General features: G+C 67.0%; 17 protein-coding genes and 1 pseudogene. 13 read left to right on the top strand and 5 right to left on the bottom strand.

What is annotated here, in order from left to right; genetic code table 11:
• Nucleotides 1–686 (top strand): dihydroorotase (locus VHL31_RS14010; protein WP_329661842.1); only part of this gene is annotated, 686 nt, incomplete at its 5' end.
• A 12-nt stretch (nucleotides 687–698) separates the two neighbouring features.
• The gene (gene plsY / locus VHL31_RS14005) at nucleotides 699–1,319 is read left to right on the top strand and encodes a glycerol-3-phosphate 1-O-acyltransferase PlsY (protein WP_329661841.1); all 621 of its coding nucleotides are present in this window, start codon (nucleotides 699–701) and stop codon (nucleotides 1,317–1,319) included.
• Between the two features lie 4 nt (nucleotides 1,320–1,323).
• Here plsY and VHL31_RS14000 read toward each other — a convergent pair whose 3' ends face one another.
• Complete coding sequence (locus VHL31_RS14000; protein ID WP_329661840.1) at nucleotides 1,324–1,929, bottom strand: class I SAM-dependent methyltransferase; 606 nt, start codon at nucleotides 1,927–1,929, stop codon at nucleotides 1,324–1,326.
• Nucleotides 1,930–1,994: 65 nt separating this feature from the next.
• On the opposite strand from VHL31_RS14000, the gene dprA reads away from it, so the two are divergent.
• From dprA to rpmG, 5 genes are all read left to right on the top strand, one after another.
• A complete protein-coding gene (gene dprA / locus VHL31_RS13995; protein WP_329661839.1) occupies nucleotides 1,995–3,122 on the top strand; it encodes a DNA-processing protein DprA in 1,128 nt (375 codons plus the stop codon).
• A gap of 110 nt (nucleotides 3,123–3,232) precedes the next feature.
• Nucleotides 3,233–5,935 (top strand): type I DNA topoisomerase, encoded by a 2,703-nt coding sequence (topA, locus tag VHL31_RS13990; protein WP_329661838.1) that lies wholly within the window; start codon nucleotides 3,233–3,235, stop codon nucleotides 5,933–5,935.
• Nucleotides 5,883–8,210, top strand: coding sequence for a ribonuclease R (rnr, locus tag VHL31_RS13985; protein ID WP_349262444.1), 2,328 nt, complete (start codon nucleotides 5,883–5,885; stop codon nucleotides 8,208–8,210). Before topA ends, rnr begins: the two co-directional genes overlap by 53 nt.
• Nucleotides 8,179–9,354: an MFS transporter gene (locus VHL31_RS13980; RefSeq protein ID WP_329661843.1), complete on the top strand. Its 1,176-nt coding sequence runs from the start codon at nucleotides 8,179–8,181 to the stop codon at nucleotides 9,352–9,354. Before rnr ends, VHL31_RS13980 begins: the two co-directional genes overlap by 32 nt.
• A 63-nt stretch (nucleotides 9,355–9,417) precedes the next feature.
• Complete coding sequence (gene rpmG, locus VHL31_RS13975; RefSeq protein WP_027134381.1) at nucleotides 9,418–9,585, top strand: 50S ribosomal protein L33; 168 nt, start codon at nucleotides 9,418–9,420, stop codon at nucleotides 9,583–9,585.
• 42 nt (nucleotides 9,586–9,627) lie between these two features.
• On the opposite strand, the gene VHL31_RS13970 is transcribed toward rpmG, so the two are convergent.
• Nucleotides 9,628–10,200, bottom strand: a complete 573-nt coding sequence (locus VHL31_RS13970) for a hypothetical protein (protein WP_329661836.1) — start codon at nucleotides 10,198–10,200, stop codon at nucleotides 9,628–9,630.
• Nucleotides 10,201–10,297: 97 nt separating this feature from the next.
• The gene (locus tag VHL31_RS13965) at nucleotides 10,298–12,196 is read right to left on the bottom strand and encodes a propionyl-CoA synthetase (RefSeq protein WP_329661835.1); all 1,899 of its coding nucleotides are present in this window, start codon (nucleotides 12,194–12,196) and stop codon (nucleotides 10,298–10,300) included.
• A gap of 91 nt (nucleotides 12,197–12,287) precedes the next feature.
• On the opposite strand from VHL31_RS13965, the gene VHL31_RS13960 reads away from it, so the two are divergent.
• The gene (locus VHL31_RS13960; RefSeq protein ID WP_329661834.1) at nucleotides 12,288–13,901 is read left to right on the top strand and encodes a 5-guanidino-2-oxopentanoate decarboxylase; all 1,614 of its coding nucleotides are present in this window, start codon (nucleotides 12,288–12,290) and stop codon (nucleotides 13,899–13,901) included.
• Here VHL31_RS13960 and VHL31_RS13955 read toward each other — a convergent pair.
• Complete coding sequence (locus VHL31_RS13955; protein WP_329661833.1) at nucleotides 13,898–14,500, bottom strand: hypothetical protein; 603 nt, start codon at nucleotides 14,498–14,500, stop codon at nucleotides 13,898–13,900. The two genes, VHL31_RS13960 and VHL31_RS13955, sit on opposite strands and share 4 nt — an antisense overlap.
• A 142-nt stretch (nucleotides 14,501–14,642) precedes the next feature.
• Between VHL31_RS13955 and VHL31_RS13950 the strand changes: the two genes are divergently transcribed.
• Together VHL31_RS13950 and VHL31_RS13945 are read left to right on the top strand one after the other, a co-directional pair.
• Nucleotides 14,643–15,131, top strand: a complete 489-nt coding sequence (locus tag VHL31_RS13950) for a MarR family winged helix-turn-helix transcriptional regulator (RefSeq protein WP_329661832.1) — start codon at nucleotides 14,643–14,645, stop codon at nucleotides 15,129–15,131.
• Nucleotides 15,124–15,420: an antibiotic biosynthesis monooxygenase family protein gene (locus tag VHL31_RS13945; RefSeq protein WP_329661831.1), complete on the top strand. Its 297-nt coding sequence runs from the start codon at nucleotides 15,124–15,126 to the stop codon at nucleotides 15,418–15,420. The genes VHL31_RS13950 and VHL31_RS13945 overlap by 8 nt, the downstream gene beginning before the upstream one ends.
• A 12-nt stretch (nucleotides 15,421–15,432) precedes the next feature.
• On the opposite strand, the gene VHL31_RS13940 is transcribed toward VHL31_RS13945, so the two are convergent.
• On the bottom strand, nucleotides 15,433–16,428 hold the full coding sequence (locus VHL31_RS13940) for an NAD-dependent epimerase/dehydratase family protein (protein ID WP_329661830.1): 996 nt from the start codon (nucleotides 16,426–16,428) through the stop codon (nucleotides 15,433–15,435).
• A gap of 302 nt (nucleotides 16,429–16,730) precedes the next feature.
• Here VHL31_RS13940 and VHL31_RS13935 point away from each other — a divergent pair, with 302 nt between their 5' ends.
• The 3 genes and pseudogenes from VHL31_RS13935 to VHL31_RS26655 all read left to right on the top strand — a co-directional run.
• Nucleotides 16,731–17,567, top strand: a complete 837-nt coding sequence (locus VHL31_RS13935; RefSeq protein ID WP_329661829.1) for a hypothetical protein — start codon at nucleotides 16,731–16,733, stop codon at nucleotides 17,565–17,567.
• Entirely contained in the window at nucleotides 17,564–18,784 is a 1,221-nt protein-coding gene (locus VHL31_RS13930) for a glycosyltransferase family 4 protein (protein WP_329661828.1), read from the top strand. The genes VHL31_RS13935 and VHL31_RS13930 overlap by 4 nt, the downstream gene beginning before the upstream one ends.
• Nucleotides 18,760–18,994 (top strand): annotated as a pseudogene (locus VHL31_RS26655) (asparagine synthetase B); the annotation flags it as partial. The gene VHL31_RS13930 and the pseudogene VHL31_RS26655, both read left to right, overlap by 25 nt.

Raw genomic sequence — 18,994 nt, 5'->3', positions numbered from 1 at the left:
TGACCTCGATCCCGCGCGAGGCCGAGGTGATCATGATCGAGCGGGATCTCCGCCTGGCGCGTGCCACCGGCGGGCGGATCCACTTCTCGCGGGTCACCACGTCCGATGCCCTCGATGCGATCCGCAAGGCCAAGGCCGACGGCGTCCGGGTGACCTGTGACTGCACGCCGCACCATCTGGCGCTGAACGAGCTGGAGGTGGAAGGCTACCGGACCTTTGCGAAGGTCTCGCCGCCCCTGCGGGCCGAGGCCGACCGGCTGGCGGTGGAGGAAGCGGTGGCGGACGGCACCATCGACGTGATCGCGTCGGACCACACGCCGCAGGACCAGGACAGCAAGCGGCTGCCATTCGCGAGCGCGGAGTTTGGCGTGACCGGGCTGGAAACGCTGCTGTCGGTGGCGCTGCGCCTGGTGCATGACGGCCGGATGAGCCTGTTGGACCTGCTGACCCGGCTCACCACGACGCCTGCCCGCCTGCTCGGCATCGAGGCCGGCACGCTGGCCGTGGGCGCGCCCGCCGACCTCATCCTGCTCGACCCGGACCGTCCCTGGAAGGTCACCGAGCGGGACTTGCACAGTGCCTCGAAGAACACCGCCTTCGAGGGTCGCCTGATGATGGGGCGCGTGGAAACGACGCTGGTGGATGGCCGCGTCGTGTTCCGGCGCGGCCAGCCCACCGCATCATAGGACCACAAGACCATGGAACCTGTCGCCGCATCCGTGTGGGGCTGGCCTCACCTACTCGGCCTGATCCTTGGCTACCTCGCCGGCTCGATCCCATTCGGCCTAATCCTCACCCGCGTCGGCGGTGCCGGCGACATCCGCGCCATCGGCTCGGGCAACATTGGCGCCACCAACGTCCTTCGCACCGGTCGCAAGGGCCTGGCGCTGGCCACCCTGCTGTTCGACGCCGCCAAGGGCGCCATTCCCGTGCTGATCGCCGACCAGTTGTTCGGCCGGGAGATGGCCGTCGTGGTCGGCCTGGGGGCGGTGATCGGCCACTGCTTTCCGGTCTGGCTCGGGTTCAAGGGCGGCAAGGGCGTGGCGACCGCCGCAGGCGTGGTCCTTGCCATCAGCCCGCTGACCCTGCTGGCTGCCCTGATCGTCTTCCTGGCGGCCGTCACCGTGACCCGGTTCGTCTCGCTGGGCTCCGTGCTGGCCTCGCTGACGGCGGCCCTGGTCGCGTTCATGATGGGCAACCAGCAGGCGACGCTGCTGTTCGCCATCATCGGCATCATCGTGATCGTGAAGCACCACCAGAATATCGGCCGGCTCGTCCGTGGCGAGGAGAGCAAGGTCAGCTTCTCGAAGAAGGCGTGAGGGCTCAGGGCTTCCTGAGCACGAGGTGGAAGAGGTGCCAGTGCTTGGTGCGACCGCGCGGCGTCACCGTGTCCACTTCCTCTTCCTGGCGATGCTCCACCAGGTAGTCCGCGACAAGCCTGTCTACCTCATCCCTTGAATGGATGGAGACGCCCGGACGCCCGGCGAAGTCGTCCTCCGGTCCCAGGAGCTGACAGGCAATTCGGCCGCCGGTCCCCAGCCTCGTGCCGATGGTCATCCAGAGCCGAGGGAAGCGCTCGGGCGGGCAGAACGGCAGCGCGAAGGAGGAGACGGCAAGGTCGACTTCCGTCCAGGCGCTGTCCTCGAATGGGCCCACGATCGACACCAGCCGTCCGCGATCCTTGGCCGGGCAGGCCTCCTGCAGGCGCCGGATGGCGGCTTCCTCCTTGTCGATCGCCTGGACATGGTGCCCAATGGCCAGGAGCGGGAGCGTATCCCTTCCCACGCCGCAGCCCAGGTCGACGATCCGCAGCGGCGACGTCCGGCCTTCCGCCGAGAAGTTCGCCAAGGCAAGAGCAACAGTCGGACGCATGGGACCCAGGCCGGCCCGGTCCCAGTAGCGTTCGATTCCTTCACGCTCCGGTTGCATTGTCAGACCAATCTATCGCATGAGTGGAGAGAACAGGCATCATCGGCAGCATGATCGGCGCCCCCATGGACCAACGCGAGGCTCTCGCCCGCCTGCGCCTCTGCCGCAGTAACGGCATCGGCCCGCGGGCGTTCGGCAAGCTCCTGTTCCGCATGGGAAGCGCCATCGAGGTACTGGAGCGATGGCACGAGCTTCCGGCCATCGCGACGAGCCAGGTGCGGCTTGCAGATCCAGCCGCCATGGAGCGGGAGTGGACAGCGACCGAGCAGGACGACGCACGCTTCCTGTTCCTCGGTGATGCCGATTATCCGGATGCCCTGGCCCAGATCCACGACCCGCCCCCGGTCCTGACCATCAAGGGCAGAATGGAACTTCTTGCCGCACCGGCGGTCGCGATCGTCGGATCGCGCCATGCCAGCGGCAATGGCCGCACGCTGGCCCGCACGATGGCCCACGATCTCGCCTGCGGCGACATCACGGTCGTATCGGGCTTGGCTCGCGGGATCGACACGGCCGCACACGAGGGAGCGCTCGGCCAGCCGGGTGCGACGGTCGCGGTAGTCGCCACCGGCATCGACCAGGTCTACCCGGAGCAGAACGCCAGCCTTGCCGAGGAAATCGGTGCGCAGGGCCTCTTGGTGACGGAGCGGCCGTTCGGCGCCCAGCCGCGTGCCCAGGCTTTTCCTGCCCGCAACCGGATCATCGCAGGGCTGTCGCTTGGCGTGCTGGTCGTGGAAGCAGCACCGCGCTCCGGCTCGCTGGTGACGGCCCGCCTGGCCCTCGAGCAGGGCCGCGAAGTGATGGCCGTCCCAGGCTCGCCTCTGGACGAGCGGCATCGCGGCACCAACCAGCTGATCAAGGATGGGGCCGTCCTGGTCGAGGACGCCGCGGACATCCGCGCCGTGATCGACCCGCTTGTCGCGCGCAAGGCACGGCTGCCGCGACCCGCCATGACGGCGCCGACGCGTACCTTCAAGGCACGTCACGACGCCGGCCCGACGCCCGTTCAGGACGCCGACGTGCTGACCGCAAGAGTCGTGAGCTTCCTTGGGCCGGAACCACTCGCGGTTGACGATCTCGTACGCCAGTGCCAAGCAACGACGGCCCAGATCCACGAGACCCTGATCGAGCTGGAGCTCGCTGGTCGCTTGGAGCGGCACGGTGGCAACCGGGTGTCCCTGCTGTTTGCGTGAGCCGTGCTCCTTGTACGACCATGTAATCCGCATGATATGAGCCACCGCTTCCCGACCCGATCTGCACCGCGCAGGACCTGGCGCGGTCGGCGCATCGAGAAAAGCCGCTGATGAACGTCGTCGTCGTCGAATCCCCCACCAAGGCCAAGACGATCAACAAGTACCTGGGCAGCGACTTCACGGTCCTGCCGAGCTACGGCCACGTGCGCGATCTGCCGGAAAAGGACGGGTCCGTCCTGCCCGACGACGATTTTCACATGATCTACGAGGTCCAGGAGGACAAGAAGAAGCGGATCGACGAGATCGCACGGGCGGTGCGTGGTGCCGACAAGCTGGTGCTGGCGACCGACCCTGATCGCGAGGGCGAGGCGATCTCCTGGCACGTGCTGTCGGCCCTCCAGGACAAGAAGGCGATCAAGAAGAACCTGCCGATCGAGCGAGTGCTGTTCTACGAGGTGACCAAGCCCGCCGTGCTCGACGCCATGAAGGCGCCGCGGCAGCTGGACCACCACCTGATCGATGCCTACCAGGCGCGCCGTGCGCTGGACTATCTGGTCGGCTTCACCCTCTCGCCCGTGCTCTGGCGCAAGCTGCAGGGTGCGCGCTCGGCAGGGCGTGTGCAGTCGGTGGCGCTTCGCCTGGTCTGCGAGCGTGAGGCCGAGATCGAGGCGTTCATCGCCCGAGAATACTGGACGGTCACGGTCGGTTGCCGGACCGCCGGGGGCGAGCCGTTCACAGCAAGGCTCGCGAAACTTGGCGGGAAGCGGCTGGACCGCTTCGACCTGCCTGACGAGGCGTCCGCCAAGACAGCGGTGCAGGCTATCGAAGCTGCGTGCTTCCAGGTCGGCAGTGTCGAGAAGAAGCAGGTCAGCCGCAACCCGGCCCCACCCTTCTCCACCTCCACGCTGCAGCAGGAAGCGTCGCGCAAGCTGGGCTTTTCCGCCGACCGCACCATGCGCACGGCCCAGCGCCTGTTCGAAGGCGTGAACCTGAACGGCGAGCAGGTCGGCCTGATCACCTATATGCGGACCGATTCGGTAGCGCTGTCGAACGACGCGATCAGTCAGTGCCGGCGATGGATCGGCAATCGCTTTTCCGAGCGCCACCTTCCGGAAAAGCCGCGCGTCTTCAAGACCAAGACGAAGAATGCCCAAGAAGCCCACGAGGCGATCCGGCCGACCGACGTGTTCCGCGAGCCCAAGGAGATCAGCCAGTTCCTGGATGACGATGGCCGCAGGCTCTACGACCTGATCTGGAAGCGCACCGTGGCCTGCCAGATGGCAGCCGCGCTGCTCGACCGGGTAACGGCGGAGATCGACGCGGTGGATGGCTCGGTCGGCCTGCGCGCGACCGGCCAGACCGTCACCTTCCCGGGCTTCCTGGAGCTCTACCAGGAGGGCCGCGACGATCCGTCCGCCGATGACGAGGACGACGAGAGCCGGCTACTGCCGCCCATGGCCAAGGGCGAGCCGGTCACCCGCGAGAAGGTGACGCCGGCCCAGCATTTCACCGAGCCGCCTCCCCGCTTCACCGAGGCCAGCCTGGTCAAACGCATGGAGGAGCTAGGCATCGGCCGGCCCTCGACTTATGCCTCGATCCTGTCGGTGCTGCAGGCCCGCCAGTACGTGCGGCTGGAGCAGAAGCGCTTCGTGCCGGAATCGCGTGGCCGGATCGTGGTGGCGTTCCTGACCTCGTTCTTCGACCAGTACGTCCAGCCTGATTTCACGGCGAAGCTCGAGGACCAGCTCGACGACATCGCGTCGGGCGAGATCGACTGGAAGGCGGTGCTGCGCGCCTTCTGGGACCCGTTCAAGGCGAAGATCGAGGACGTCAAGGAACGCCGCGTCGCCGACGTGATCGACGCGCTCAACGATGCACTGGCCACACGCCTGTTCCCGCCGCGGGAGGACGGCAGCGATCCGCGGATCTGCCCGACCTGCGGCACCGGCCAGCTGTCGCTCAAGATCGGCAAGTTCGGAGCGTTCGTCGGCTGCTCCAACTACCCCGAGTGCCGTTTCACCCGTCAGCTGGACGTGCCGGCCAACGATGCGGGTGCGCCGGAGAGCAAGGACCGGCTGCTCGGGACGGAGCCTGTGGGCGGCGAGGAAGTCTGGCTGAAGGTCGGTCGCTTCGGGCCCTACGTCCAGCAAGGCGCGGGCGAGACGGCCAAGCGGTCGTCGCTCCCGCCCAACCTGAAGCCCGACGACATCGACCTCCAGACGGCGCTGGCGCTGTTGAGCCTGCCCCGCGAGATCGGCACCGATCCGGCGACGGGCAAGCCGATTACGGCCGGCATCAACCGCTTTGGACCCTTCGTGCAGTCGGCCGGGCGGTTCGTCCGCCTGGGCGCGGACGAGGACGTGCTGACGATCGGGATGAACCGCGCCATTGCGCTGTTGAGCGAGCCGCCTTCCCGGGGGCCACGGGCGACGCTCGCGCCGTTGAAGGAGGTCGGTGTCCATCCGGAGAACGGCCAGCCGATCCAGCTGTTCGCCGGGCGCTTTGGTCCCTACGTGAAGTGCGGCGACATCAATGCCAGCCTGCCGAAGTCGGTCGATCCCGAGAGCCTCGACCTGCCGACCGCAGCGCGGCTGATCGACGAGCGTGCCGCCAAGGGCCCGGCTCCGAAGAAGCCGAAGCGCGGTGCCCCGGCCAGAAAGGCCGCAGCACCGGCCAAGAAGACGCTGGAGAAGAAGACGGCGGCGAAGAAGGCACCAGTCAGGAAGACGGCCGTTAAGGAGGTCGTCGGTGCAGCGGCCAATGCCGATGCCCCGGAAACCAAACCGGCGCGTCGCGCCACGAAGCGGGCCTGAATTGGCATCCAGACGGCCACTACCTCATCAGCAACCCGGGCTGCCCAGCCGGCGGCAGCTCATGGAGTTCATCCAGGCAGCCGGCGGCGAGGTCCAGGTCCGGGAGATCGCCCAGGCCTTCAGCGTGAAGGGCGACCAGCGTCATGCCCTGCGCAAGGTCCTGCGCGACCTGCGCACCGAAGGGGAACTTGAGGGCCGCCCGCCGCGGCGCCATGCGATCACCGGCAGGCCGCCTGCGATCATGCCGGTCACCGTGGACCTGATTGACGAGGATGGCGACCTGCTCGCCCGGCCGATCGACGAGATCTTCGGCGAGCTGGTGATCCGCCTGCCGCATCATGCGCTCGAGCGGCCAGTCCCAGGGCTCGGCGATCGCCTCCTGGTGAAGATCTTCCGCCAGCAGGACGGCTCGTTCGAGGGCCGGGTCGTGCGCGTCCTGCCCAAGACCGCCCGCGAGGTCGTGGGCGTGGTCGAGCGGGCCGGCGACGGGTTCCGACTTCGCCCCGCCGATCGCAAGGCCAAGCACGAGTACCGCCTGCGGGCGGACAAGGTGCAGGTCGCCATCGGCGACTTGGTGCGGGCCCATGTCCTGCCGGGCTGGCGCCAGGACATCCCTTATGCGGAGGCCGTCGAGAATCTCGGCAGCCCGGACGACCCTCGCTCGATCAGCCTGATGACGGCGATCGAGGCGGACCTGCCGATGGTCTTCCCCGCCCAGGCGCTGGACCTGGCCGAGCAGGCGCAACCGGTTGGCCTGGAGGGCCGTACCGACCTGCGCGACGTGCCCCTGGTGACGATCGACGGCGAGGATGCCCGCGACTTCGATGATGCCGTCCATGCCGTCGTGGACCCCGACCCGAAGAACCCGGGCGGCTACCTCCTGACGGTCGCGATCGCGGATGTCGCCCACTACGTCCGTCCCGACGATGCCTTGGACCGCGAGGCGAAGAATCGCGGCAACTCGGTCTATTTCCCCGACCGCGTCATTCCGATGCTGCCGGAAAAGCTCAGCAACGATCTCTGCTCGCTCAGGCCGCACGAGGAGCGCGCCTGCCTTGCCTGCGTGATCTCGATCGACGCGAAGGGGCACCTTCGGCACTGGAAGTTCCACCGCGCCGTCATGAAGAGCCGAGCGCGCCTGACCTATTCCGCGGTTGAAGGGGTGGAGCAGGGACAGTCGGATACCGTGCCGACGGAGGTTCTCGAGCCGGTCCGGCGCCTGTTTCAGGCCTACGAGCTCCTGCGGGCGGCACGGGACGAGCGCGGGGCGATGGACCTGGACGTGCCGGAGCGCAAGGTGCTGTTCAGCGAGGAAGGCAAGCCCGCAGGCTTCCGCCCCCGCGAGCGGCTGAAGTCCCATCAGCTGATCGAGGAGTTCATGATCGCGGCGAACGTCGCCGCGGCATCGGAACTGGAGAAGCGCAAGGCGCCCTGCCTCTACCGTGTCCACGACAAGCCGGATGCGCTGAAGCTGGCTGCCCTTGCCGACTACATGCGCGAACTGGGGCTGCCCTGGGGCAAGAACGTCGCCAAGCCCGGGGACTTCACCCGGCTGGTCAGCCGGATCGAGGATGACGCGTCCCGTCAGATCGTGTCCCAGCTCGTCCTTCGCTCGCAGGCCCAGGCCGTCTACCACCCGGACAATATCGGCCATTTCGGACTGAACCTGCGCAGCTACGCGCACTTCACCTCGCCGATCCGGCGCTATTCGGACCTGTTCGTGCATCGCGCCCTGATCAGTCAGCTGAAGCTCGGCGATGGCGGGCTGCCGAAGGGCGAGGAGGGCGAGGCTCTCTACGAGCTGGGCTCGCATCTGTCGTCGACTGAGCGGCGCGCCATGGTCGCCGAGCGGACCGCCTACGAGCGGTTCGTGGCGCTGTTCATGCAGGATCAGGTCGGCGCCCGCTTCGAGGCCATGGTCTCGTCGGTCCAGAAGTTCGGCCTGTTCGTCTCCCTGCTGGACAGCGGTGCGGAAGGGCTGATCCATGTCGGCTCGATCGGCCGCGACGACTGGATGCTGGACGAGGCCCGCCACGCGCTGGTGGGCAGGTTCTCCGGCGAGGTCTATGCCCTGGGCGACCGGGTCACGGTCGAGCTGGAGGAGATCGACCGGCTGGGCGGGCGAATTTCGTTCCGGCTGATCGAGCACCAACCGGGGCCTGCCAGCGTGGCGGCGGCACGGGAATGGGCAAGCGGCAAGAAGCGGCGCTCGGGACTGACGGGCAGGAGAACCAAGGGTGGCGATGGAGGAGGCAAGAAGCGACGCCGCAGCTGAGTTGCGCATCCTCGCACTCGTCATGGCCACGGCCACCCTTGTCGGCATCGTCCTTTCCGCCAGCCAGCCCCTTCTCTCCCTCGTCCTCGACCGCCACGGCGTGTCTTCCGATCTGATCGGGCTGAATGCTGCCGCCGGCGGCCTCGGCATCTTCCTCGTGGCTCCGTTCATCCCGCGGCTGCTGGGCATGGGCGCCAGTCGGGCCATGTTGATCGGCGTGGCGACGACAGGGCTCACCTTCGTCCTGCTGCCCCTCCATATCGACCTGTGGCTTTGGTTCGCCCTGCGCCTCCTGCAGAGCGCCGGCCTGGCCCTCCTGTTCATCATGAGCGAATCCGCGGTGAACTCGATCGTGACGGAGGAACGGCGCGGGCGGGTGATGGGGATCTACGGGACGCTGTTCAGCGTCGGCTACACGGCAGGCCCCGCCCTGATCGTGCTGGTGGGCAGCGAAGGACTGGCTCCGTTCCTCGCCTGCGCAGGCATCCTCGCGGTGGGCGGTATCGTCACGGTCTTCCTGTCGCCGATCGATGCGCTGCTGAAGGACGGCGCCGACCACCGGCTGGAGATCGTGAGCAAGCTCAGGTCCACGCCGTTCGTGTTCGCCACCGGCCTCGTCTTCGCGATCATGGAGAACGGGCACTTCACGCTGCTGGTGCTCTGGGGACTGGATGGCGGGCTGGTCGAGCAGGAGGCTGGCCTGCTGTTGATGACGCTGATCGCGGGCAACATCCTGTTCCAGTACCCGGTGGGCTGGATCGGCGATCGGATCGGCCGGGTCCGCACGGTCGTGGTCACGGCGCTGGTGGCGGTGCTGGGTCACGTCCTCATGAACGGCGCGCTGGCGGCAGGCTGGCCGATCTGGCCGGTCCTGCTCCTGACCGGCGGCGCGATTGGCAGCCTCTATTCATGCGGCCTCTCCCTGCTCGGCCGCACCTATGGCCGCGAGCAGGTGGCCGGTGCGAACACCGTCTACATCATGATGATCCAGGTCGGCGTCTCGATCGGACCGCTGGTCGGTGGGACGGCCATGCAGATGTTCGGGGCATGGACCCTGCCATGGACCTTGGCGGGTGCCGCCCTCTTGCTGGCCCTGTCGCGCAGCGGCGTCCTGCTCCCCGGGCGAACCGGCCGCGAAGGTTGACAAAAGCGGGCTCGTCCGTATGGTCCGCGTCCGTTCCTGGAACATTCTGCTCGGAGAAGGCCTGTGGCCAAGGCCGCAACCGTTTTGATCAAGCTCGTCAGCACGGCTGGCACCGGTTTCTTCTACACCACGAAGAAGAACACCCGTAGCACGACCGACAAGCTGTCGTTCAAGAAGTACGACCCGAAGGTGCGCAAGCACGTCGAGTTCAAGGAAAGCAAGATCAAGTGATGAACGGGCGCCTCAAGCGCCCGTTTCTCTGTCGGACCATGTTCAGCGGATCCGGACGCCGCCCGACAACATGGCAGCTTCCCGTTCGCCCAGGTCCATGTAGGGTCCCCTGCACTCGGTCGCGATGATCAGGGCCGATGTATAGGCGCCCCCGCCAGCGCTGCCTGCCGATGCACCGTTCCGCGTGATGGACACGCAGGACATCGCCTGGCCGTCTTCACCGATGGCGCTGTAGCTGGCCCATTGGACCACCGGGAAGGTATCGGGCAGTTCGCCCTCCTCCTTGATCTCGTTCTTCTCCGGCTCGGTCCCGATGCTCTCGACGATCTCGTGGATGTCGGTCGTCGAGAAGTAGGTGTCACCCGCCGACTGGTTGTAGGAGACGAACACGGCACCGGTCTTGCCCGGGAAGAAGGCCGTCTCGGTCTGGGAACTGTAGCTGCCCGAGCGCTGCGTGTACTCGCCCTGGACGTCCGGATAGAGCGGATGGGTGAACTGGATCGAGGACTGGGCGGCATCGATGCTGCGCCCGGGTCCTACCGGCGCTGTCTCGCAGGCCGCCAAGGCTGCCGCGACAACGAGCGACGCGCATCGGGCTCGACGGAAAATGGACACAGCGGTGATCCTCCGGCTGCGGGCATGAATGGCCAGGATCTACGATGTGTCCGCCCGCAGGTCTGTGTCATCCGTCACGCGGCGCTCCAGGCGATGTTCAACTCGTCCTGGCATAGCCCAGCTGTTGCAGGGCCGCCGTGATCTCCTCCAGGATCTTGGGGTCGTCGATCGTGGCCGGCATCGTCCATGGCGTGCCGTCGGCGATTTTCTTCATGGTGCCGCGCAGAATCTTGCCGGACCTCGTCTTTGGCAGCCGCTTGACCACCTTTGCCATCTTGAAGGCCGCGACCGGCCCGATCTCCGCCCGCACCATGGCGACCGCCTCGCGCTCGACCTCCTCCGCCGGAGTCGTCACGCCCGCCTTCAGCACCAGGAAGCCCACCGGCAACTCGCCCTTGAGGGAATCCGCCACGCCCATCACGGCGCATTCCGCCACGGCCGAATGCGCCGCCAGCACCTCCTCGATCTGGCCGGTCGACAGGCGGTGGCCGGCGACGTTGATGACGTCGTCGATCCGGCCCATCACGAACAGGTAGCCGTCCTCGTCCTTATGCCCGGCATCGCCCGTGAGATAGTGGCCAGGATAACGGCTCATATAGCCCTGAACGAAGCGCTCCTCGCCGCCCCAGAGGCTGGCCAGGCAGGCCGGCGGCAGCGGCAGCCTGATGCAGATCGCGCCCTGCCCACCGGGCGGCAGCTCGTGCCCGTCATCGTCCATGATCCGCACGTCGTAACCCGGTGCCGGCAGGGTCGGGGAACCCGGCTTCACCGGCAGCTGCTCGATGCCGAGATAGTTCGCGGCGATCGCCCAGCCGGTCTCCGTCTGCCACCAATGATCGATTACCGGTACGGACAGCTTCTCCTCGGCCCAGCGCAGCGTTTCGGGATCGCAGCGCTCGCCTGCCAGGAACAGCGCACGGAACTCGCCCAGGGCGTAGCGGTGCATCAGCTCAGCGTCGGGATCCTCGCGGCGGATCGCACGAAACGCGGTGGGGGCGGTGAACAGCACCTTGACCCCGTGTTCCGCGATGACGCGCCAGAAGGCCCCTGCATCGGGCGTGCCTACCGGCTTGCCCTCGTAGATCACGGTCGTGCTGCCGTTCAGGAGCGGCGCGTAGACGATATAGCTGTGGCCTACGACCCAGCCGACGTCCGAGGCGGTCCAGAAGACCTCGCCGGGCTGGATGCCGTAGATGTGCTTCATCGACCAGAGCAATGCAGTCGCGTGGCCGCCATTGTCACGCACGATGCCCTTGGGCAGCCCGGTCGTGCCGGAGGTGTAGAGGATGTAGAGCGGGTCCGTGGCCTGAACGGGGGTGCAGCCCACGGGCTTCGCGCCTGCCATGGCGGCTTCCCAGTCCAGGTCGCGGTCCGGATCCAGCACCGCCAGCGCCTGCGGGCGCTGCAGCACGATGCAGCGGGCCGGCTTGTGCGTCGCCCGCCGGATCGCCTCGTCCAGAAGCGGCATGTAGGGCACGACCCGGTTCGGCTCGATGCCGCAGGACGCGCTGACGATCAGGACCGGCTTGGCGTCGTCGATCCGGGTGCCGAGTTCCCTGGCGGCGAAGCCGCCGAAGACGACCGAGTGGATGGCACCGATCCGGGCGCAGGCGAGCATTGCAACCGCAGCTTCCGGCACCATCGGCATGTAGATGATGACGCGATCGCCCTTCGCGACACCTTGGGCGGTCAGCACGCCGGCGAAGCGGGATACGAGGTCCTTGAGCTCGCCATAGGTGATCCGGCGCGTGGAGCCGGCCATCGGACTGTCGTGGATGATCGCCAGCTGATCCGCCCGCCCAGCGGCCACATGCCGGTCCACGGCGTTGAAGCAGGTGTTCAGCATCCCGCCCTCGAACCAGCGATAGAAGGGCGGCCGGTCGAAGTTCAGGACGCGATCCCAGCGCCGGTCCCAGTCCAGCGCGGCAGCGGCTTCCGCCCAGAACGATTCCGGCTCGGTCAGCGAGCGCTCATAGACCTCGCGATAGACGCCCATGCCCCAGTCCCCCTGATTGATGTCCGAGCGCGGTTGCCCCGCTGCCTTCCCTGCAGGCACGATAGAACCAGTCGAGCAAAGGATCACGCCCTTGAAGAATGCCCCCAGCACCGCCGAAGCGCTGATCGAGGGCCTCACCGCCTATGGCGTCGATACGGTCTTCGGGATCCCCGGTGTCCACACGCTGCAGCTCTACGACGCCATGGCGCGATCCAGGATCCGGCATGTCGGCATCCGCCATGAGCAGGGTGGCGTGTTCATGGCCGACGGCTATGCGCGGGCCACAGGGAAGCCCGGTGTCGCCTGCCTGATCACCGGGCCGGGCCTCCTCAATGCGGCCACCGCAATCGGCCAGGCCTATTCCGACAGCGTGCCGGTACTGGTGCTGACCACGCTGAACCCGATGGATGGCGGCGGGCTCAGCCGCGGGCGGCTGCACGAGATCGGCGACCAGCGTGCCGCCATCGCACCGGTCGCCCGCCTCGTCCGCACGGTGCATTCGCCGGAAGAGGTCGACGAGGTGCTCGCGGCCAGCTTCCGGCACCTGACGCTGGAGCGCCCTCGCCCGATCGTCCTCCAGGTGCCGCTGGACGTGGCCGAGCGGCGCGGCGGACATGGCGCACTGGCGCGCAAGCCGGCCTCGCGGCCTCACCCGGATCCGGCGCAGGTCCGCCAGGCCGCCGAGTTGATCGCGTCGGCCCGCCTTCCGGTCGCGGTGCTGGGCGGCGGCTGCGTCGATGTCGCCGAGGCTGCGCTCTCGTTCGTGGAGAAGAGCGGCTGCATCGTGCTCACCACGACGGCCGGCAAGGGCGTGCTGCCCCAGGACCATGGCTGCCATGTCGGATCCCTGCTGGCCTCGCCCGAGAGCCACGCGCTCCTCGCGGAAGCCGACGTGGTGGTCGCCATCGGCACCGAACTCGCCGAGACCGATCATTGGGCGGGGAAGCTCGATATTCCCGGCAAGATCATCCGGGTCGACCTGGACCCGGACCAGCTCGATCGGGACTATCCCGCGGCCATCGCCATGATGGCGGACGCAGCCGCGGTGCTGCCGGCGCTCACGGCGGCCCTCCCCGCGGGCCGGCCCTGGCACACGCGTCGCGTCGCGCACATTCGCAAGACCCACCAGGATGCGCTGAAGCCGATCGAGCGCAAGCACGCGAAGGTGCTCACGGCCCTGCGCGAGGCCCTGCCCGCCGAGGGCATGGTGTTCAGCGACATGACGATGATCGCCTATACCGGCAACATGCTGTTCCGGACCGACCATCCGCGCACCTGGTTCCATCCCGCCGGCTTCGGCACGCTCGGCTATGCCCTCCCGGCAGCGATCGGCGCCAAGCTGGCCTGTCCGGACCGGCCGGTCGTCGCCCTGATTGGCGATGGCGGGATCCAGTTCACCCTGGCGGAGCTGGGCACGGCGCGGGAGGAGAACCTGCCGCTGGCCGTGCTCCTGTGGAACAACCGCTCGCTCGGGCAGATCGCGCTGGGGATGCGCCAGCGCAACATCCAGGAGCTGGCCGTTCATCCCTTCACGCCGAACTTCGCCGACATCGCCCGCGCCTATGACTGCCGCCACATCCAGCCTGCCTCGACCGACGAGTTGCGCGATGCGCTGGCGCAAGCTGCTACAGCCACTGGTCCAACCATCATCGAGGTTTTCGAGGACGATGCCTGGCTGGAGGCGGGCTGCCAGCCGGACAGCTAGGGCTGGACGGACTGACGCGCAACGACACGCGTCAGGGCCATCATGACCGTGAGCAGCATCATGCCGTTGATGAGGAAGAGGTAGCCGGGGAAGATCCAGCCATGGCCCGATCCAGCGACGGCCGGCAGGTTCACCACGTCCGCCAGCACCGTCAGGATCCAGGGTCCTGGAGCCTCCGAGCCTGGCAGCCGCCAGGCCTTGCGGATGTTCATCGCCATGGCTGCGCCATCCACGATGATCAGGCCCAGCAGGGTCACCAGCGGCACGCCGAAGACGACCCACGCGCCCAGCCCGGCTGCCGCCACCGCGAGTGCCATGCGGTCGAACATACCCAAGGCCAAGGGAACGCCGCGGTAGGTGGACAGGACAGCGCTGACGGTCATGCCGATCGCGACAACCAGCGGCACCACGACGCTCCAGCCGCCGCCCACCGCAAGGTGGCTTCCGGCGGCCAGTCCTCCCGACAGGGCGAGCACCCACCAGGCGACGCGATCCGGCTGCGTTTTTCCGGTCCAGATCGTCCAGTTGTACCAGACCTCACCCGCGATCGCGATGCAGCCTGCCGCGACACCCATGGCCGCGTGCGACGTCTCGATCATGGCCGTTTCCCTGCCGGTCCGCGACCAACGGACCGTTCGCTGTTTCGCGGATGGATGCCCTCACGGTCGGCGTTCGTCAGTGACGCGGATCACCACCAGCCCGACAATTGACAACATATTGTCGCCATGACAACCTATTGTCATGAGTGATCGAGATCGTCATACGCCTTCCGGCGCCGCACTGACCGAGATCGTTTTGGAGGTCTTCCGGCTCCATGGCGGCTTCATCGCTGCCGGCGATGCCCTTACGGCCGACCTCGGCCTGACCAGTGCCCGCTGGCAGGTGCTGGGTGCACTGGCGATGGCAGGGACGCCGCTGACGCTGGTCGCGATCGCCCGGAGCATGGGCCTGACGCGTCAGGCCGTGCGGCGGACGGTGAACGAACTGGAGGCGGAAGGCTTCCTTCGCTTCCAGGACAATCCCGAGCATCGGCGCGCCCATCTGGTGGCGCTCACCGATCGTGGCGCCGACGCCTATGCGAAAGCCTCGCGGCGCCAGGTGCATTGGGTGAACCACCTGGCGACAGCCGCAGACGATGCCGCGCTGGCCATGACTGCCGCGACCTTGCGGGCCGTGCGCAGGCAACTCGACCATCAACCCGCGCCCAACCAGGGAGAAGGCGATGAGTGAGGTGATCCTGATCAACCCGTTCGAGGTGCCTGACGGTGCCGAGGCCGATGCGCTGGCCTACTGGGATCGCGCAGCGGACCACCTGCGCCGCCAGCCGGGCTTCGTGTCCACGCGGCTGCACCGGGCGTTGGGCCCAGGCGCCCGGTTCCCCCTGGTCAACCTGGCCGTCTGGCGCTCGTCTGCTGACTTCCTCCAGGCCGTCACCAGCCCGCCCTTCCAGCGCCTGTCTGCCGACGGGCGGGAGCGGTTCCCGCACTATCCGGCACTCTACGAGGTCGTGCGGTCCTGAGCCTAGGTCGATCTACTTGATGAGGCCCTGATCGAAATACCACTGTGCCGTCCGACCTAGCCCCTCGCGAAGGTCGACCTGCGGCGCATAGCCGACCAGCCGCTGCGCCTTCTCGCTCGTGAAGGCGCGCGACTTGGTGAAGAAGTCGGTACGGCGGCGGTGCAGGGGCGGCTCGATGCCGAACGGCTTGCAGACCGCCTCGCATGCGGCGGCCGCCAGCAGCAACGGCCCGATCGGGAGCCTGCCCTTGGGCGGCGGCACCTTCACGGCTTCGGCGGTGAGAGCCACCAGCTCGTTCAAGGTCGTGTAGCTCGCGCCGGTCAGGATGAAGGTCTCGCCGATGGCAGCCGGATGGGTTCCCAGCAGGAGAATGCCGCGGGCCAGGTCCTCCACGAAGGTCAGGTGGTAGAGGATCTCGCCGCTGCCGAACATCCGGAACTTTCTTTCGCGGATCGTCTTGAACAGCTTCAGGAAGCGGGTGTCCCTGGGCCCATAGATGCCGGCCGGGCGAAAGCATGACCCGACCATGCCGCGGCCCAGGAACTCCTGAAACAGCTTCTCACCCTCGACCTTGCTCTCCTGATAGACATCGCCCGGCGCCATCGGCGCATTTTCATCGGCAATACCCTGCACGTCGCCATGCACACCGACGGTCGAGCAATGGACGACGCGTGCGCCTTCCTGCAGCGCCGCCTCGAACAGGTGGCGCGTGCCGGTCACGTTGATATCGAAATAGACCGCGTCCGCGAACCGCGCTTCCCGATAAAGGGCACCGATATGGAAGACATGGCTGCATCCCGCAGCCGCGCGCTGAACGCTCGCCGCGTCACGCAGATCACCTTGGGCGAGTTCGACACCAGCTTGAGCAAGGTCGGCAGCCTTTCCCGGGTCCCTGACCAGGGCCCGCACCCGGAAGCCCTGCCGGAGCGCTTCCTTGGCCACGTACCAGCCGGTGAACCCGGTGGCGCCGGTCACCAGCGCATGGCCAGGTGTGCTCGCTGTCGTCATGAAAACTGCTCCGCAGGTCCGATCGGCACGGTCCAGAAAGAACCAGAACCCTGCGCCGGTCGTACACGAGGATGTACCCGACCGGAATGTCGTGATCACCCACAAGAAGCTGGCCGCTGTTCTGCCCGTCTTGAGGGACTTGACGGAACAGGGATTTACGTGAAGATCCTCATGATGGCTCTGTGAATCTTGAGTATTGCGTGCAACCTCGCCACTCACAGGTTCGTGAGCACCGGCTTGCCAAGAGTAGTGCCTTCGGCCACACACCGGGCGCGCCCATTGGATCAGGATTTTCGGGCAGGATGATGTCGTTAGATGGTACGACCAAGGAGCGGCTGCCCGAGCGATTATCCGGTACGATGATCGAAAAGGCGCTGGTGGATGCGCACGTGCATCTCTACCCGGCCTTCGATCGTGATGCCTTTCTTCGCGCCGCCATCGATCATGCCCGTGCGGCTGGTGCCGCCTTTCCGTGGCTGCTGTTCACGGAAACCGCGCGTGACGCGGCGTTCCGGGAACTGCGTAATTCGCCGCCCACCGGGTGGGAGGTCGATCTCCATGGTGACGGCCGGACGCTGACGCTACGCAACGCGCAGGGTGGCCGCGTGATGGTCACGGCCGGGCGGCAGGTACAGACGGCCGAGGGCCTCGAGTTGCTGGCGATCGGCTCTGACGAGCCGATCGCCGACGGAACGCCCCTTGAAGCAGGCCTGGCGCTGGCGCTGGGACATGGTGCCCTGGCGGTCGTGCCATGGGGCTTTGGCAAGTGGACAGGCCAACGGGGCCGCTTCCTCTCCACCTTCCTGGCCAGCCTGCAGGGGCTACGGGTGTTCCTGGGCGACAATGGTGGACGGCCCTGGTTCTGGCCGGAGCCCAAACCATTCCAGGAGGTGGCCGCCACCGGCCGGCGCGTGCTGCCGGGCAGCGACCCCCTGCCGTTCAAGTCGCATGAATGTCGTGCCGGCAGCTATGGGCTGCTCATCGACGTGGCGGTTGACGTGGACCGGCCTTTCGCTGCACTGGCCGATCTGTTGAAGGGTGGAGATACGCGGACCTCCGCCGTCGGTGAACGCGCCGGCAGCTATCATTTTGTCCGCGACCAGATCGCGATGCAGATAGTCAAGAGGGCCCGCAGATGATTCGTCCTCGGGCTCTGGTCGTAGCGCCCCAGCCATTCTTCACACCGCGGGGCACGCCGTTCTCGGTCTATTACCGAACCCTGGTAACCGCCGAAGAAGGCTTTGATGTCGATCTCCTGTGCTACGGCCAGGGAGAGGACATCGACCTGCCCAACGTCCGGACCTACCGCATTCCGGCTCTGTCGTTCCTGGGGCCGGTGAAGATCGGGCCGTCCGGACTGAAGCTGTTTCTCGACGCGTTCATGGTCTTCTGGACGCTGGGCCTGCTTTGCACGCGTCGCTACCAGTTCGTGCATGCCCATGAGGAGAGCGTCTTCTTCCTGCGCTTCCTCAAGCCGATCTTCGGCTTCAGGCTGATCTATGACATGCACTCCTGCCTTCCCGAGCAACTGCGCAACTACAAGTTCACGGAATCCAAGGCGATCATCGGCATCTTCGAGTGGCTCGAGCGTACCTGCCTCAAGAACGCCGACGCCGTGATCACCATCTGCCCCGAGCTGGCGCGCTATGCGGAGCCGCTCGTGCCCGACCGGTCGCGGCATGTGCTGATCGAGAACTCGATCTTCGACGAGGTCCAGTTGGCGCGTCGTACCCGAGACGTAGCTGGACCGGTGTCGGCCGACCTGCCGGCTGGCCGCAAGCCGGTCGTCTATGCCGGAACGCTCGAGGCCTATCAGGGCATCGACATCCTGCTCGGAGGATTCGCCGCGGCCCTGCCCCGGGCGAAGGACGCCCTGCTGGTGGTGGTCGGCGGGACGGACGAGCAGGTCGAGCATTATCGCGAGAAAGCTGCCGGCCTCGGCATCGCCGACGACGTCATCTTTATCGGCCGCGTCCCGCAGCCAGTGGCGAAGGCCTATATCCGGCAGGCTCATGTCCTGGTCTCGCCGCGCAGTGCCGGGATCAACACGCCGCTGAAGATCTACGAGCAGCTCGCGAGCGGCATCCCACTCGTAGCTACCAATATCCTGTCCCATACCCAGGTCCTGGACGAGCGTATCTGCTTCCTGTGCGATCCGAACCCGAGCGCGTTTGGCGAGGCGCTGGTCACCGCGATCACCGACGATGAGGCGCGCACGCTGGTCAGCGAGGGGGCCCAGCGTCGCTATGCCGACGCCTATAGCCGGCCGATCTATGTCGGGAAGATGCGCCGCGTGCTCGACATGGTGTTTCCGGAGCGAAGCAGAGAAATATGTGTGGAATCGCAGGCGTCTTAACCCTTCCGAACGGCGCGCCTCTCGATCCCTCGTTGCTCGCTCGTATGACCGACATGATCGTCCATCGCGGGCCGGACGGTCAGGGTCTCCATGTCGATCCACCCGTGCTGATGGGCATGCGGCGCCTGTCGATCATCGACGTGGCCGGCGGCGACCAGCCGATCGGCAACGAGGACGGCACGATCCAGGTCGTCTTCAACGGCGAGATCT

The sequence above is a fragment of the Geminicoccus sp. genome (genome assembly GCF_036263595.1).
GTDB lineage: Bacteria > Pseudomonadota > Alphaproteobacteria > Geminicoccales > Geminicoccaceae > Geminicoccus.
Note: the sequence above shows the minus strand (reverse complement) of the source record. Positions and strands in the feature narration are given on the sequence as shown.